This window comes from Paenibacillus vulneris, assembly GCF_039543185.1.
GTDB lineage: Bacteria > Bacillota > Bacilli > Paenibacillales > NBRC-103111 > Paenibacillus_S > Paenibacillus_S vulneris.
Map to the genome: position 1 here is coordinate 89,258 of NZ_BAABJG010000027.1, position 15,408 is coordinate 104,665.

The 15,408-nt window shown below is 52.3% G+C and carries 13 protein-coding genes; 11 read left to right on the top strand and 2 right to left on the bottom strand.

The window, feature by feature from the left end; translation table 11 throughout:
• Nucleotides 1-14: 14 nt before the first annotated feature.
• The 8 genes from ABEA66_RS23295 to ABEA66_RS23330 all read left to right on the top strand — a co-directional run bounded on the left by ABEA66_RS23295 (nucleotide 15) and on the right by ABEA66_RS23330 (nucleotide 11,320).
• Entirely contained in the window at nucleotides 15-1,598 is a 1,584-nt protein-coding gene (locus ABEA66_RS23295) for a glycoside hydrolase family 28 protein (RefSeq protein WP_345591248.1), read from the top strand.
• Nucleotides 1,599-1,776: 178 nt separating this feature from the next.
• Nucleotides 1,777-2,553 carry a TIM barrel protein gene (locus ABEA66_RS23300; protein ID WP_345591250.1) on the top strand — a complete coding sequence of 259 codons (777 nt, stop codon included), beginning with the start codon at nucleotides 1,777-1,779 and terminating at the stop codon, nucleotides 2,551-2,553.
• Between the two features lie 224 nt (nucleotides 2,554-2,777).
• The gene (locus tag ABEA66_RS23305) at nucleotides 2,778-6,614 is read left to right on the top strand and encodes a response regulator (protein ID WP_345591252.1); all 3,837 of its coding nucleotides are present in this window, start codon (nucleotides 2,778-2,780) and stop codon (nucleotides 6,612-6,614) included.
• A gap of 92 nt (nucleotides 6,615-6,706) precedes the next feature.
• Nucleotides 6,707-7,399, top strand: a complete 693-nt coding sequence (locus tag ABEA66_RS23310; protein WP_079908523.1) for a response regulator transcription factor — start codon at nucleotides 6,707-6,709, stop codon at nucleotides 7,397-7,399.
• A 159-nt stretch (nucleotides 7,400-7,558) separates the two neighbouring features.
• Entirely contained in the window at nucleotides 7,559-7,888 is a 330-nt protein-coding gene (locus tag ABEA66_RS23315) for a helix-turn-helix domain-containing protein (protein WP_079908524.1), read from the top strand.
• Nucleotides 7,889-7,925: 37 nt separating this feature from the next.
• Nucleotides 7,926-10,244, top strand: a complete 2,319-nt coding sequence (locus tag ABEA66_RS23320; RefSeq protein ID WP_345591256.1) for an EAL domain-containing protein — start codon at nucleotides 7,926-7,928, stop codon at nucleotides 10,242-10,244.
• The gene (locus ABEA66_RS23325; protein ID WP_345591258.1) at nucleotides 10,223-10,354 is read left to right on the top strand and encodes a hypothetical protein; all 132 of its coding nucleotides are present in this window, start codon (nucleotides 10,223-10,225) and stop codon (nucleotides 10,352-10,354) included. The genes ABEA66_RS23320 and ABEA66_RS23325 overlap by 22 nt, the downstream gene beginning before the upstream one ends.
• Before the next feature lie 198 nt (nucleotides 10,355-10,552).
• A complete protein-coding gene (locus ABEA66_RS23330) occupies nucleotides 10,553-11,320 on the top strand; it encodes a sugar phosphate isomerase/epimerase family protein (protein WP_345591260.1) in 768 nt (255 codons plus the stop codon).
• A 70-nt stretch (nucleotides 11,321-11,390) separates the two neighbouring features.
• Here the strand turns inward: ABEA66_RS23330 and ABEA66_RS23335 are convergent, their stop codons facing one another.
• Nucleotides 11,391-11,576: a hypothetical protein gene (locus tag ABEA66_RS23335; RefSeq protein WP_079908527.1), complete on the bottom strand. Its 186-nt coding sequence runs from the start codon at nucleotides 11,574-11,576 to the stop codon at nucleotides 11,391-11,393.
• Nucleotides 11,577-11,663: 87 nt separating this feature from the next.
• Nucleotides 11,664-11,810, bottom strand: a complete 147-nt coding sequence (locus ABEA66_RS23340; RefSeq protein WP_179135845.1) for a DUF6254 family protein — start codon at nucleotides 11,808-11,810, stop codon at nucleotides 11,664-11,666.
• Between the two features lie 197 nt (nucleotides 11,811-12,007).
• On the opposite strand from ABEA66_RS23340, the gene ABEA66_RS23345 reads away from it, so the two are divergent.
• The 3 genes from ABEA66_RS23345 (at nucleotide 12,008) to gucD (ending at nucleotide 15,319) form a co-directional block, all read left to right on the top strand.
• On the top strand, nucleotides 12,008-12,775 hold the full coding sequence (locus ABEA66_RS23345; protein ID WP_192701034.1) for an IclR family transcriptional regulator: 768 nt from the start codon (nucleotides 12,008-12,010) through the stop codon (nucleotides 12,773-12,775).
• Nucleotides 12,776-12,966: 191 nt separating this feature from the next.
• Nucleotides 12,967-13,887: a fumarylacetoacetate hydrolase family protein gene (locus tag ABEA66_RS23350; RefSeq protein ID WP_345591265.1), complete on the top strand. Its 921-nt coding sequence runs from the start codon at nucleotides 12,967-12,969 to the stop codon at nucleotides 13,885-13,887.
• Nucleotides 13,856-15,319, top strand: coding sequence for an alpha-ketoglutaric semialdehyde dehydrogenase GucD (gucD, locus tag ABEA66_RS23355; protein ID WP_345591267.1), 1,464 nt, complete (start codon nucleotides 13,856-13,858; stop codon nucleotides 15,317-15,319). The genes ABEA66_RS23350 and gucD overlap by 32 nt, the downstream gene beginning before the upstream one ends.
• Nucleotides 15,320-15,408 lie beyond the last annotated feature (89 nt).

A 15,408-nucleotide genomic window follows, 5' to 3' on the forward strand; every position in this document is an offset into this window, starting at 1 on the left:
GGAGGAAAACTGCATTGAACAAGTTTGCAAATTCAGCCGTTGGCAGCGATGGTAAAGCGCCGTTTGACATGCCTGAAATTGCGCTTCCGAATATACCGGAACGAAGCGTAACCATCACCGATTTCGGAGCCTGCGGAGATGGTGTGACTATGAATACGGCAGCGATCGCAGCCGCGATAGAGGCCTGCGCTGCTGCGGGCGGAGGAACGGTTATCATTCCTTCCGGAGTATGGCTGACAGGGCCGATCGTCCTGAAGAGCCGGATTCGTTTACATACGGAGCACGGGGCTGTCATTCGCTTCAGCCCGAACTATTCCGATTACCCGCTGATCGAATCTAATTTTGAAGGGTTGCCGTCGGTTCGCTGCATGTCTCCGTTGTACGGGGAGCAGCTGGAGGATATCGCGATTACCGGTCACGGAATCTTCGACGGCTCGGGGGATGCCTGGCGCCCGGTAAAACGCTTCAAGATGACGGACATGCAATGGAAGAAGCTGCTTGCCTCTGGCGGAGCGGTGGACGCGGACGGCGAGATTTGGTGGCCGACGGAAGCCGCCATGAACGGGGCCGCGACAGTCGAAGCGCTGCGTAAGCAGGGATCAACGTCCATCCAGGATTACGAGCCTGTGAAATCCTATCTGCGCCCGGTGCTGCTCAGCCTGCGCAGCTGCAGCCGCATCCTGCTGGACGGGCCGACGTTCCAGAATTCGCCCGGATGGTGCTTGCATCCATGGGTAAGCGAGCACATCACAATCCGCAATATCACGGTTCGCAACCCGTGGTATTCGCAGAACGGCGACGGCCTGGATCTGGAATCATGCCGCTATGCGGAGGTTACTCATTCCGTCTTTGATGTCGGCGATGATGCCATCTGCATCAAATCGGGTAAAAACGAGGAGGGCCGCAAGCTGGGCAAGCCTTGCGAATATGTTGTAGTTCGCGACTGCACCGTGTACCACGGTCACGGCGGATTCGTTATCGGCAGTGAAATGTCAGGGGGCGTACGCAACCTGCTCGTCTCGAACTGCTCGTTCATCGGAACGGATGTCGGGCTCCGCTTCAAGAGCACCCGGGGCCGCGGAGGAACGGTAGAGCAAATCTATATTCGCAATATCCGGATGAAGGATATCGCCCGTGAAGCGATTACCTTCAATATGTACTATGAAGTCAAGGGAGATCCCGATGCCCGTGCAGAAATCAATGAAGGCACGCCTCAATTCCGCGACATCTTCATTGAGGATACGGTCTGTGCGGGTGCAGAGGTCGGCATTCATCTGAAAGGCCTGCCGGAGATGCCGATTCGCTCCATCCATCTGAATCGGGTTTCCATCGAAGCGAAGCAGGCGATCGAATGTACGAATGCCGAGAACATCTCGATGCGGGAATTGACCGTCGTACCGGAGAACGGGCCGGTCGTTCGCGTTCACAACAGCCGGAATTTGCAGCTTGAGCAAGTCGTGTCCAAGGGCCGCCACGATGTATTCCTGCACGTTACGGGAGAAGGCTCGGAGCAAATCCGCTGCACTCAAATACCGTCCCTTACGCAAGACTCCGTCGTGCGCGGAGCTGAAGTGAAGGAAGACGCCGTACAGCTGTAACCCTAATCATAATCATAATCGTAAGCCTTCAGTTCCTATTCGGGATTGAAGGCTTATTCTTGTTTTGATGCCGCGATAGCCTGATCGAAAGGAATAAAGCACGGCAAGAAGGAAAACGGGAGGCACAGGAAGAAGTAACGGGGATAAGGCATGCTAACCAAGGGAGATGAATAAGAAGATGAGACGTCATGAAGGTGAGGTTTATTTCGGCACGATACTTCTTGAACGAAATCGCTGGGCTGCAGGCAAGGAGCCTTCCTATCTTGTCAGCGAGTGGATAGAGCGCCTGAAGCAGGACGGGTTTGACGGTTTGGAATTGTGGGAGAATCATGCGGCTTTATGCGGCGGAGCCGAGCTGGAACGGCTGGCCTCATCCACGATGCCCGTATCGGTCTATAATTCGTATGTGTCGTTCGAGGACGGGGCGGAGGAAGAGCGTCGGCAGGCTGCGCAGCTTATCGCCAAGCTGGGCGCCCAAGCGGTCAAGTTCAATTTCGGACGCGAGCAGGGCATGCTGGACACGTACATCCGCAACTGGAATGAATGGGTCCAGCTGCTTCCCGAGCCATGCCGTCTATTGTGCGAGTGTCATCCGAATACCGTGATGGAGGAGCCGCGGGCGGCGGCAGCGGCGATGAAGGCTATGGATCGCTGTGAGGCGATCATCCATCCGTTCCATTGCCTGGGGCCGCTGGAGGACTGGTTCGAGCATTTGGGCCCGGCGATTACTCACGCGCATGTTCAATACCGTTATGGAGGCCAAACCTTCCGGCGGTTAAGCTCCAATCCGGAAGAAATCGCCGGGAAGCTAGAGCTTATGAAGAAGGCCGGCTTTCAGGGCTCCTACACTTTGGAATTCGTCGAGGGCACAGGACCGGGAGAAGAGCGCGAGAAGCTGTATCAAGCCGCTTTGGATGATCTTCATACGCTTAAAAGCTGGATCTCGGCCTGCTAAGCCTCTAAGCCTCGTTTTGCGTACTGGACCTCGCGCCCCCGGCGGGAGGTCCGGTCCTCTCTATTTCCCCCGCGATTTGCCTTACCCCCATTAGAAAAAGTTACCGAATTTGTTGTCGAAAATCGCTTGCGGCTGTAGGATAAAACGCGGGGCAGGGTTATAATGAGACTATCATAGAATCCATACCATACATTCAAAATATACTGTCACACGAAGGGGGAGCTATGAGGGCGTCGCTGAGGGTACGGATTAGCGTACTGTTTCTCCTTATTACTAGCATTTCGTTATCGTTGGTGGGCTGGAGCAATTACAATGCCGCCAAGATGACCATCTTTCAATCGCTCAAGGATAATTCCCGGGCCAAGGTCCAAACGCAAGCGCAAGACTTGACCACCTGGATATCGAACCGATTGGCTGAAGTGAAGGTGATCAGCCACAGCGATCTGATTCGGTTCGGCGAGGATAAGGATCGGCTGGACTATTTGCTGAGAGAGAGGGACCGCTCGACAGGGATGTTTACCTCTTTCGGCATCAGCGATGCGTCGGGGAAGCTGAGGATGATCAGCGGGGAGACGCTGCATATTGCGGATGAGGCTACGTTTAACGAGGTTTTGCGAGGAAATGATATCGTATCCAATCCATTTGTTCGCAGTACGGATGGAAAGCTGATTATTACGATGCAGGTTCCTATTTTCGATAATGATTACAAAATTAAGGAAGTACTGGAAGCGGATCTTCCGACAGACAAGGTCTTCAACGGCTTCACCAATTATATGGTTGGGCCGTCCGACGTTACCGTGTTATTCGAGAGGGACGGTACGATCATTTACCATCCGGATCATAGCAAAATTTTACACTCCAACGTGCTGGATTCGGATTCTCCGTTTCAGCCGATTGTCCCTGAGCTTGTTCAGAACCGCCACGGCTTTGTCGAGACCGAGGTAAAGGGAGAGCCTGCTCTTATCTTCTATTCCGAGGTACCCGGGACCAAATGGTACATGGCGGTCTGCGTGCTGATGGAATCGTTTCAGAAGCCGCTGCAATCTCTTTTTTGGCGCACGGTCCTTAGCGTAATTTTTACAGAAATTATCCTTGGCATCATCATGTTCTACTTGCTGAACAAAATGGTTGCCCGTATTCGCCAAATATTGAACGTCACCGAAAATGTAGCCGGCGGCAATCTGAAGGTGAGTCCGGTTTTGTTCCGCTCCAAGGATGAGATCGGTGCACTGGCCCAATCGGTAAACGGGATGGTGGATAATCTCCGCAACCTGTTCGAAAGGTTAAATGCGATTATTAATCAGAATGATTACGCTATAATCGTTATTAATACGGATTACAAGATCACCTATTTTAACCGCAGAGCAGAGACGATACTGGGTTACAGCGCGGACGAGGTTATTTTTAAAGAGAGCGTATTTCTTTTGCATGACCGGCAAGAGCTGGAGGAACGCGCGAAGCGTCTGACCGAAGAGCTCGGAGTTTTGGTTAAGCCGGATATATCCGTGTTTTTGACCAAATCGCCCAGACATGATCCGAAGGATTACGAATGGACATATATTCATAAGAACGGGACCCGGTTTCCTGTTAATTTGAACGTGAGTCCCATGCGGGACCAGCATGGATCGGTGACCGGTTACGTCGGCATTGCGCACGATATACGCTTGTACAAGCAGACCGAGGATACTCGCAACCGCTTGTTAAGCATCTTAGACGCGGCCAAAGACTTAATCGCTTCCATTGATACGCAAGGAAATATATTTTATATGAATCCGGCGGGGATGGAGATTATCGGCATTCCGCAGCTGGATGAGCGCACGAAGGAAGCCAGGCAGTATCTGGATAACGGCACCTTCCGAATTTATATCAGAGGGCTGCACCGGGTGCGCGATAAGGGGTATTGGGAAACGAAATCCGATATCGTCACGACGGACGGCCGGAAGGTACCCATGTCTCTTATTGTAGTAGCCCACAGGGATAAATCCCAAAGGGTCGTTTATTATTCCGTCATTGCCCGGGATATCTCGGAATACAACCGGATTTGGGCGGAAATGCTGCAGGCCAAACAGGAGGCCGATGACGCCAATGAAGCGAAAAGCCTATTCCTGGCCAGGATGAGCCATGAAATCCGTACGCCGTTAAACGGCATTATCGGATTCGCCCAGATTATGCTGAGAACGGAAATGAGTGCGGCTCAGAAAGAATACGGCCATAAAATTTTGGCCTCCTCCAACACGCTGCTTCGGATTGTAAATGACATCCTGGATTACTCCAAGGTGGAGGCAGGTAAGCTGGAATTGGAAAAGGTATGCTTCAATATACACGAAATCATACGCAATTTATCGGATATGATGAGCGTGCTTCTTGGAAAAGAGCCGATTGATATTATCATCGACACTCCGGAGGAGCTTCCGGATGCCCTGATGGGGGACCCGCTCCGGCTGGAGCAGGTTTTGCTTAACTTGTGCAGCAATGCCATTAAATTTACCAAGCAAGGTGTCATTACGATCACGCTGACCCTGCTGGAAGCGGACAGCAGAGGGATGTTTATCGCATTTTCTGTCGCTGATTCAGGGATAGGCATTCAAAAGGAGCATTTAAGCAAGCTGTTCGAGCCATTCTCCCAAGCGGACGGCTCAACCAGCAGGAAATATGGAGGAACCGGCCTCGGTCTGGTCATTTCCAAAAATCTCGTAGAAATGATGGGGGGCTCTATCTCCGTAACCAGCAAGGAAGGAGTAGGGAGCTGTTTTACGTTCACGCTGTACTTTGAGAGGGCTGCCTCGGCGAAGAATGAGAAGCTGGAGCTTACGGCCGGTCCATCTGCATACCGGATTCTTGTCGTAGAGGATAATCCCTTCATTCGAAGCAAGCTCAAGGAGCTGCTTGGTTCGCTTGCGCTCGAAGTTCTATGTGCCGCTTCATGGGCTGAAGGAGCCAGGCTGCTGGCCGCCTGCGGTAAGCATAACCCTGTTCATGCCGTTCTGCTCGATATGGAGGCCGAGGATATGTACGGTCCGGAGACCTGGCTTGAATGGAAGGAAAAGGCTGAATTCGTCGATACCCGAACCATTGCGATGACCTCGATCTACGGCAGGGAAGAGCTGCTTCGGATGCAGGAACACGAGCGGCCCGACAATATTTTGGTAAAGCCTCTGAACCGGCTGGGACTATCGCAAGCGATCCGGTCTGTGCTTGAAGCACCGCCGGGTATCAAGGCTCAGGCGCCCGAGCCTGCCACGCAGCCAAGACCTCCTTGTGCTTGCCGCCGGGGACGAATCCTGCTTGCTGAAGATAATGAGATCAATCAGCAGGTGGCCGTTGAGCTGCTGCAGAGTGAAGGGTTCGAAGTGACGGTGGCGCGTGACGGCAGAGAAGCATTACATTATGCCGAGCAATTGAAATGGGACCTTCTGTTTATGGACATTCATATGCCCGAGATGGATGGATATGAGGCTGTTCGCAGGCTCAGGGCAGACCGCCGCTATGACGACCTTCCCATTATTGCCTTGACCGCCAGTGCGATGGCCAGGGAGCGGGAGCTATGCTTCGAATCCGGGATGAACGATATTCTGAGCAAGCCTATCGATGCGGAGGAATTGGCCCGAATGCTGGACAAATGGACGGGCGTACGGACGCAGGACGCAGGGGAGCGCCCCGATGTTCCAGAGCCGGAAGAGACGAAACCCGATGGTGAAAGGAACGGACAGCAGCAGCTCCCTGAGGTTCACGGCATGGATTTGGAGCGTGTACTGCACCGGTTGAACGGCAGGATGCCGATATTGATACATATCCTTAATCAATTTCAGATGGAATACCGCCATTTTACGGAGAAGCTGAGCACCCAGCTGGAGAACGGACAGCTCGATAACGTACGGCGAAGCATCCATTCTCTGAAGGGAGTTGCCGGCAATTTGGCGGCGGATCAGCTATTCGAGCTCGCATCTGCCATGGATGCCAAGCTTGCGGAAGAAGCGGACAGCGATTGGGAGCAGGAGCTTGCAGGGCTCGAGCGGGAGCTTGCGGATATTCTGGCTTCCTTGAACGGCTGGAACGAGTAGGGAAAGAAATCCTAAAATGTAAGGAAAGTTTGAGCAAAAGATTTACAATTCAAAAAATTAACTTCATTTATCTTGCTAAAAGGTGAGCGTTCATGCACAAAGTATTTATTGTTGAAGATGACATTATTATCGGGGACATGCTTTCCATGTATTTATCCGAAGAAGGCTATACGGTTCACCGCACCGAGAGCGGAAAAGAGGCGCTGACGCTTTTGGAAGAGTTCGATCCTGATATTGTACTGCTCGACATGGTGCTGCCTGATATTAGCGGAATTCAATTGTGCGGAGAAGTCCGCAAAATATCGACGGTTCCCATTCTCGTCGTGTCCATGAAAACCGAGGTCATGGACCGGGTGAACGCGCTGCATGCCGGCGCCGACGATTATTTATGCAAGCCGTTCAGCATGAGGGAGCTGTCGGCTAAGGTAGCGGCAATGATCCGAAGAACGTATTACAATCATCAAATTAAAAATCCTGGAGCAGAGAGCGTCACATCGAACCAAATCTTTTTGAATTATGAGAAAAGATCGCTGTATGTGAACGGACAGCACGTCGATACGACGTTTTCCGAATTTGAAATTATGAAGCTGTTCGTAGCCAACCCCGGGAAGGTATACAGCAGGGAGGAGCTGATCAACGCGGTACGCGGATTTGACTCCTTCGTGAACGACCGTGCCATCGACGTGCATATCGGGAATTTACGCAAGAAAATAGAGCAGGATTCCAAGCAGCCGATGTTTATCAAAACCGTATGGGGGGTTGGATATAAATTTATGAATATGTAAAAAGCATAATGGCTTGCTAACATTAATCCATAAACTTTTTTTACAATTTTCGCTCATAATAGGAAGAATGGTGGATGATATTGCCATAATATGCGACTCTTTGTCATTTAATGTCGAACAACAAGATGAGTCATCAAAACAATGGGGGTCAAGTAATTCATGCTGGAAATCGTATCAACGAAATATGAAGGCAAATATTTGGACTATGTCAGGCAGACGATGCTTTCATTCGCAGAGAGAAATCATTTAACGCGCCGGGAAAGTGAAATCGCGGTTCTTTTGATGATCTACGGATATTCTAATCAGGAATTAGCTGATCATTGCTCCATTTCCGTGAAGACGGTCAAAAACCATTTGGACAATATTATGAAAAAGCTTGGCATTCACTCGACAAGAAAGCTGTATTCGATGCTGCTGCAGGCTTTTTGCTGTGAAGGCGGAATGGTGATGGCGGAGCAGGCCAGGCGATATGAAAGAATGAGCGGATAAATCATGGGATACCGATAAATAGAGAAGAGGGGGAGCGATGATGTCGAACACATATGAAACGTTAGAGAAAATAGCTATCAACGCTTCCGTGCTTTTAACGTTTATCTTTTTGTTCCATTGGTTGTACCCTCTTATTTCTAAGCTTTCTAAACGTTGGGTAAGCGCTATATTTGGCGTTTGGTTCGGTATGACGGGCCTTGCAGTCATGCTCGATCCACTATATATCGCCGATGGAGTGATTGTTGATTTCAGGACGGTCCTTGTGGCATTGGCCGGGACTTTCGGAGGCAGTATCTCCGGTATCCTCGCGATGCTCATCGTAGGAGGCTACAGGGCGTATTTAGGCGGCGCCGGAATCATCAGCGGAGTAGGCGGGATTGTAACGGCCATGGTGCTTGGCGTGCTGATGAATCGATATGAGCCCAGGTTCAAAAAGCCTACGCTGGCTTATGCTGTGTTCGGGGGCATCATCGCGCTCGAAAGCGCCATATGGTTCCTTGTTTTACCTAAAGGGCTGGATCAGTACCTGATTCAGCATATTGCCATTTATATGATTATGACGTACCCGCTCGTAGTGATCATCATTCGTTACTTCATCACCCACGAAATCCGTAAGAAAGAGACGGAGGGCAAGCTGCTCGAAAGCGAGGAGCAGTATCGTACGCTTGTCGAGCATTCCAATGATCTGATTTTCCGCTGCGATCTGCGCGGAAATTTGTTATCGGCGAACAAGAAGTTTATGGATGATTTGGGGATCGAAGCCAAGGAGCTGAAGGAGCAGTGGGTCTTTGACGTCCTTGGGTTCAGGGACGATCTGGCCCGCTGGCAGGAGCTGCTTACGGACACTGTTTACGGGAAACGTCCCGTTACCTTTGAGAAGGAAGTGGCTCACAAGGATGGCAGCACGCGATTGTATGTGACCACGCTGTCTCCGGTGCTCGGTGCGGACCAACAGGTGAAATCGATCACCGGGACATGCTATGACATCACGAGAATTAGAAATTCTGAGCGGCGCATCCTGCAATTATCCCTGTACGATGCACTAACCGAGCTGCCTAACCGCAGGCTGTTAATGGAGAAGCTGAATCAGGCGATAACCGTATCGCAGGAGCAGGGCACACGCTTGGCGGTCGTCGTAGCGGATCTGGATAATTTCAAGCTGATCAACGATACCCGGGGCTATGCTTTCGGCGACGAGCTGTTGAACCGGGTGGGGCAGCAGCTGCAGCGCCTTGTATCTCCCAAGGATACGCTGGCCAGAATAGGCGAGGACGAGTTCGTATTGCTGTTGGAGGGCTTTGATCAGCTGCATCATTTGCTCTCCCGCATTCAAACGATACAGGATGAATTCCAGTATCCTCAATTTATACGGAACGAACAGATTTATACGAAGATGAGTCTGGGAATAGCGCTGTATCCCGGTGATGGGGATAATGCGGAGGAGCTGATTAAAAACGCCGATACCGCTATGTATAACGTGAAGTCCGCGGGGAAAAACCATTACCGCTTCTACAATATGGAAATGAGGGAAGCGCTCCTGAAACGAGGAAGACTGGAAGAGGCGCTCCGCAAGGCGCTTATCCATAATGAATTGATCCTGCAATTCCAGCCGCAGAAGGATCTTCGTACGAACCGTATCCGGGGCTTTGAGGCGTTAATCCGCTGGGTGCATCCCCAGATGGGTACGGTATCGCCAATGGATTTTATTCCGGTAGCGGAACAAAGCGGAGCGATTATTCCTATCGCTGAATGGGTGATTCGCACGGCATGCGAGCGAAATAAGGTCATACAAAAAAATCATTTTCCGAACTCGATCATTTCGGTCAATATATCTGCCATTCAGCTTCAAAGGCCGGATTTTGCCCAAATGGTCATCGACATCCTGCTCGAAACCCGGCTTGCTCCCAAATATTTGGAGCTGGAAATTACGGAAAGCATCATGATGGAATCGTTCCAATCCGCGATTGGTAATCTGCAAACGCTTCGGGATTATGGAGTCAGCATTGCTTTGGATGACTTCGGTACAGGGTACTCCTCATTAAGCTACTTAAAACAGCTTCCGATCCGAACCTTGAAGATCGATAAATCCTTCATCAAGGATATCACCCGGGAGTCCGTGACAGATTCGCTTGTGGAATCCATCATTATTCTGGTCCACAGAATGGGGATGGAGGTTGTGGCAGAAGGGGTCGAGACTCAGGAACAGCTTGACTTTCTCCGTCAATGGGGGTGCGAGTATGTTCAGGGCTTCTTGATCAGCAAGCCGCTGTTCGAGCTGGAGATCCGGCAATTATCTGTTAATAAGCAGCCGGATACCCCGTCCTTTAAGGAAGCATGGGAACGTCCTCATGCCTGACACCGGCTGAATGGGGCAACGACAGCAAGGCCGTCATCGGCAGGGTGAAGGTAATGCGGCAGCAGCTGCGGCTGGACCGAAACGCTGCAGTTCTTCGATCGGTCGTATAACAAGAGTTGTACATTTTTTGGACTCCTTGATTTCAGCTGCATAGGCATAAAATGTACGGCAATAAAAGTAGAAAATGACGCGAAGCAACAAGATAGGTTCGGAAACGAAGCTGGTTTTCCATTACAATAAAAGCAGAAGTCCTTCTATAGTTCTGGCAGCGAATGACCCTGATAGTCATATTGGAGGAGGAATCGCTTATGACGGAATTTGGATGGTGTGCAGGTATTGGGCGTGCCGAGCAGGTCAAGGAGCACGGGTACGATTACATGGAATGTCCTCTTTCCCCGCTGATGAAGGAGGGACCGGAGGCTGTCAAGAAAGCGCTTCCGAAATATGCAAACCTGGCTATTCCGGTCAAAGCCTGGAACAGCTTTTTTCCGCGGGATATGAAGCTGGTGGGTCCCGAAGCGGATGAGCGGAGAATCCGCAATTACGTGGCCCAGGCTGTCGATACGATGAGCCGGGCGGGTTCTTCCATCGCGGTTTTGGGCAGCGGCCGATCCCGGCATGTACCGGAGGGATGGGAGCGAGAGAGAGCGGAGGATCAGCTGGTAAGGCTGCTCTCCCTGATAGCGGATGAATGTGAAGGAACCGGATTAACAGTGGCTATCGAGCCGTTGAACAGGAAGGAATCCAATATCATCAACAGCGTAGCCGAAGGGGCTGCATTGGCCAAAGCTGTTCATCGGCCGCAGATTCGGGTGCTGGCGGACTTTTATCACATGGATGAAGAGCAGGAAGCCTTGGAGACGATCGCCGAGCACAAGGAGTGGCTGGCCCATATTCATGTAGCGGATACGGGGAGATGTTCTCCCGGAACCGGTCAGTACCCGTATGATGAATTCGTGAAGCAGCTGAGAGCGGCGGGCTATCAGGGCGGAGTGTCCGTGGAATGTACCGTTCATGATTGGGATAGTGAGCTTCCGGCTGCTCTAAGCTTTTTGAAGAAGAAGTGGGGCGCTTAAGTCCCTAAGCTGTGGCAATGCTTACGGTAAAAGCAAGCCCCCGGGGGGGCCGGGGGCTTGCTCGGTAGGCTTACCTGCGTTTTTTACGATCGAGTTCCAAATCCTTCAGCCGAAATTTGTTATCCCATAGGAATTCCATATCATATTCGGTCGTATCGTTGCTGATGAACCGGTACATCGCATAGCAGAAGCCGCCGATAATACCGAACAAAACGATAATCCAGGAACAAAGCTCGATCCACAGCGCAGGTGCCATTGAATCATCCCCTTCTTCACGTTCTTACTCCCATTTTATGAAGAAGCCGGGAGGAAGATGCTTGGAAGGGCCGGGCCAGGCTAGATGTTATTGCTGGTTCCCGTTGTTGGAGGATTGCTTCGCCGCCTCGTACTCCTCGGCGTATTCTTCCAATGAAGTAATATGCCCATGCGGATGGGGCGTTTGCTTGCGGATTTTGGCTTCATTCTCGCGGCGTGCCTTGGATCTGCTCATAGGACTTGGACCTCCTTTGATGGATTTCGGGAAAACATACCCCACCCTAGAATGGGAAGCTTTCCAAACGTTTATTCATTCTTGTTAAAGAGTGGTTGTCAATTTATGACAACTGCATTATAGTGGAAAGTATACAACCAGAACAGCATTTTATAATATCAAACCTAAGGATCTACTACGTGCGAAGGAGTTACCAAATGCCGATTATTCAGTCATTAGACAGAGCTCTGCGCATCCTCGACTTGTTCGATGAACAGGATAGTGAGCTGAAAATTACCGAAATCAGCCGAAAAATGGATCTGCATAAGAGTACGGTGCATTCCCTGTTGAAAACGCTTCAGGAGCACCGCTACATCGAGCAGAACGAAGAGAACGGCAAGTATCGGCTCGGTATGAAGCTGCTCGAACGCGGCCATCTGCTGCTTCAGCAGCTGGATATCCGTACGCTTTCCCGTACCGTACTGCTGGAGCTGGCTTCCTTGACAGGGCAAACCGCTCATTTGGTCATACGCGAGGGCAGGGAGGGCGTATACATAGATAAGGTCGAGGGCGCAAGAGCGGTAATCCGGTATTCACGCATCGGCAGGCGGATTCCTTTGCATTGCAGCTCCGTAGGTAAGATCCTGGCGGCATTCCTGCCGGCGGAGGAGCAGGAGCAGCTTCTGCGGGGATACGAGTACACGGTCCACACCCCAAGAACGATAACGGATCCGGCAGCGTTCATCCGCGAGCTGGAGCAGGTAAGGAAGAATGGGTATGCCATCGATAACCAGGAGAACGAACCTGGAGTACGATGTGCAGCTGTTCCGGTACGTAACCATTCCGGGCAGGTTATCGCCGCAGTAAGCATATCCACGCTCGTATCCAATGTGAACGACGCCGAGCTGGAAGCCTTCCTACCGGAATTGAAAAAGGCAGGTGAGAGCATTTCCCGGCGAATGGGCTTCGGGATGGTCATGAGGTAGACGGGATTCTCATGCAAAATCTCTTTTAGCAAGTGCAGGAAAGCCGCAAGTAAGCTTTCCTGATGGGTCTCATAAGCTTCCGCTTAACGCGGGATCTGCGTCAATGGCCAAGAATGCCGCTGGACGTAGTTCTCAAGTGCAATTTTATCAGAACGTCGTTTTATATTATAAAACAAATGGAGGCGGCTATCTTGAGAATCATTCGCTACTTGGAGCAAGGGAAGGCGGTAATGGCAGCTGTAACAGAGGAAGGAAGCGTGTATCCGCTGGAATTCCGCGACTTATTCGAACTGGTGCAAACGGCCGAGAAGGAAGGAATAACGGCAGCGGCTTGGCTGGAACGGGAGCTTCCCGGCCGGACGGCCTCCGGAAGTTCCATGGAGGAGCAGGAGCTGCTCGTTCCCATTACAGCGCCGGAGGTGTGGGCTGCCGGAGTTACCTATGAGAGAAGCCGGCAGGCCCGTAATTATGAAGCGACAGGGGGCAAGCTGGACGCGTCCACCTTCTACGATAAGGTGTATGATGCGGAGCGGCCGGAGCTGTTTTTTAAATCCACGGCGGCTAGGACCGTGGGGCCTGGCGGCACGTTATGCCTGCGCAGCGATTCGGCTTGGCAAATTCCGGAGCCGGAGCTGGGGCTCGTGATCGATAGAGCGGGACGGATTATCGGGTATACGATCGGGAATGACATGAGCTGCCGCGATATCGAGGGAGAGAACCCGCTCTATCTGCCGCAGGCCAAGATGTGGCGCAGGTCCTGCTCGATCGGCCCTGCGATCCGGCTTGCGGATACGGTAGCCGATCCGTACGCGCTGGATATCGTGTGCCGTATTTATCGCCACGGGCAGAAGGTGGTGGAAGGAACCGCCAGCACCGGACAGCTGAAGCGCAGACTGGAAGAGCTGGTGTCGTTTCTGACCCGCGACAACGATATTTTCGACGGAACGGTGCTGCTGACCGGCACCTGCATAGTGCCTCCCAATGAGTTCACATTGCAGGACGGCGACCGCATTGAAATCGGGATTAGCGGGATCGGTACGCTTACGAATGAGGTAAAAACCCAGGAGAGGATGAATAACGATGACTGGAAGCAGCAATCGCACGTATCTTGATTATATCGGGGGTCAGTGGACTGTCTCGGCTTCAGGGGAAACGGAAGGAAGCATCAACCCGGCGAACCGGCGTGAAATCGTCGGCTTTGTGCAAAAATCCGTACAGGCCGACCTGGATGCGGCTGCAGCGGCGGCCAAAGAGGCGTCCCGCTCTTGGGCAAGATTATCCGGGGCCGCCAGAGGAGACTATTTGTACAAAGCAGCCAATGCGCTGGAGCGGCGGTTGAACGAGGTCGCGGAAATGATGACGCGCGAGATGGGCAAGACACTCCCGGAGGCAAAGGGGGAGACAGCCCGCGGAGTCGCTATTCTGCGATATTATGCAGGCGAAGGCATGCGCAAGGTAGGGGATGTCATCCCGTCAACGGACAGCGAGGGATTGATGTTCACCACCCGTGCCCCTCTCGGCGTAGTCGGCGTTATTACACCGTGGAACTTCCCGGTGGCGATTCCGGTATGGAAGATTGCGCCGGCCCTTGTCTACGGCAATACCGTCGTATTCAAGCCTGCACAGGAAACGGCGGTAACGGCTGCTCTCGTCATGGAGTGCTTCCATGAGGCGGGCCTCCCGGCAGGAGTCATCAACATGGTAACAGGCAGGGGGACGGTGATCGGGCAGGGGATTATCGACCATCCCGACATTCAAGGCATTACCTTCACAGGCTCCGATCAAGTCGGCAAGCAGGTGGGCTTGGGCGCGCTTAAGCGCGGGGCCAAATACCAGCTGGAGATGGGCGGGAAGAACCCGGTCATCGTTGCGGCCGATGCCGATCTGGATTTGGCCGTGGAGGCAACGATCAGCGGCGGCTTGCGCTCGACCGGACAGAAATGTACGGCAACGAGCCGGGTGATCATCCATTCCGACGTGTACGAACCGTTCAAGAAGAAGCTGCTGGATAAAGTCAGCGCCATTCGCGTGGGCAGCGGATTGGACGGGGATACGTGGATGGGGCCTTGCGCGAGCCAATCTCAGCTGGATACGGTATTGGGGTACATTGAACGCGGGAAGCAAGAAGGGGCTGTGCTGCTATGCGGCGGTAAGCAGCCACAAGCGGAAGAGCTGCAGGACGGCTATTACGTCGAGCCCACCGTGTTCGAAGCTGTTACCCGCGGCATGACTATCGCACAGGAAGAAATATTCGGTCCCGTGCTGGCTTTGATGAAAGCAGACTCGCTGGAGGAAGCGATTGAGTTGGCAAACGATGTGAGGTTCGGCTTAAGCGCTTCGATCTTTACCCGGGATATCGGCTCCATGCTATCGTTTATCCGGGAGATGGATGCCGGTTTGGTTCGTATTAATGCGGAGTCGGCGGGTGTTGAGCTGCAGGCGCCGTTCGGCGGGATGAAGCAGTCCAGCTCGCATTCCAGAGAGCAAGGGCAGGCGGCTATTGAATTTTTCACCTCTATCAAGACAGTCTTCGTCAAGGCATAAGCTCTTTTTTCGGTAATCCAATCCCTCCCGGCAACCTTTTGCTGGAAAAAAGCGTCCTCTAAAGGTAGAGGATAACCGGCCAAAGGGGG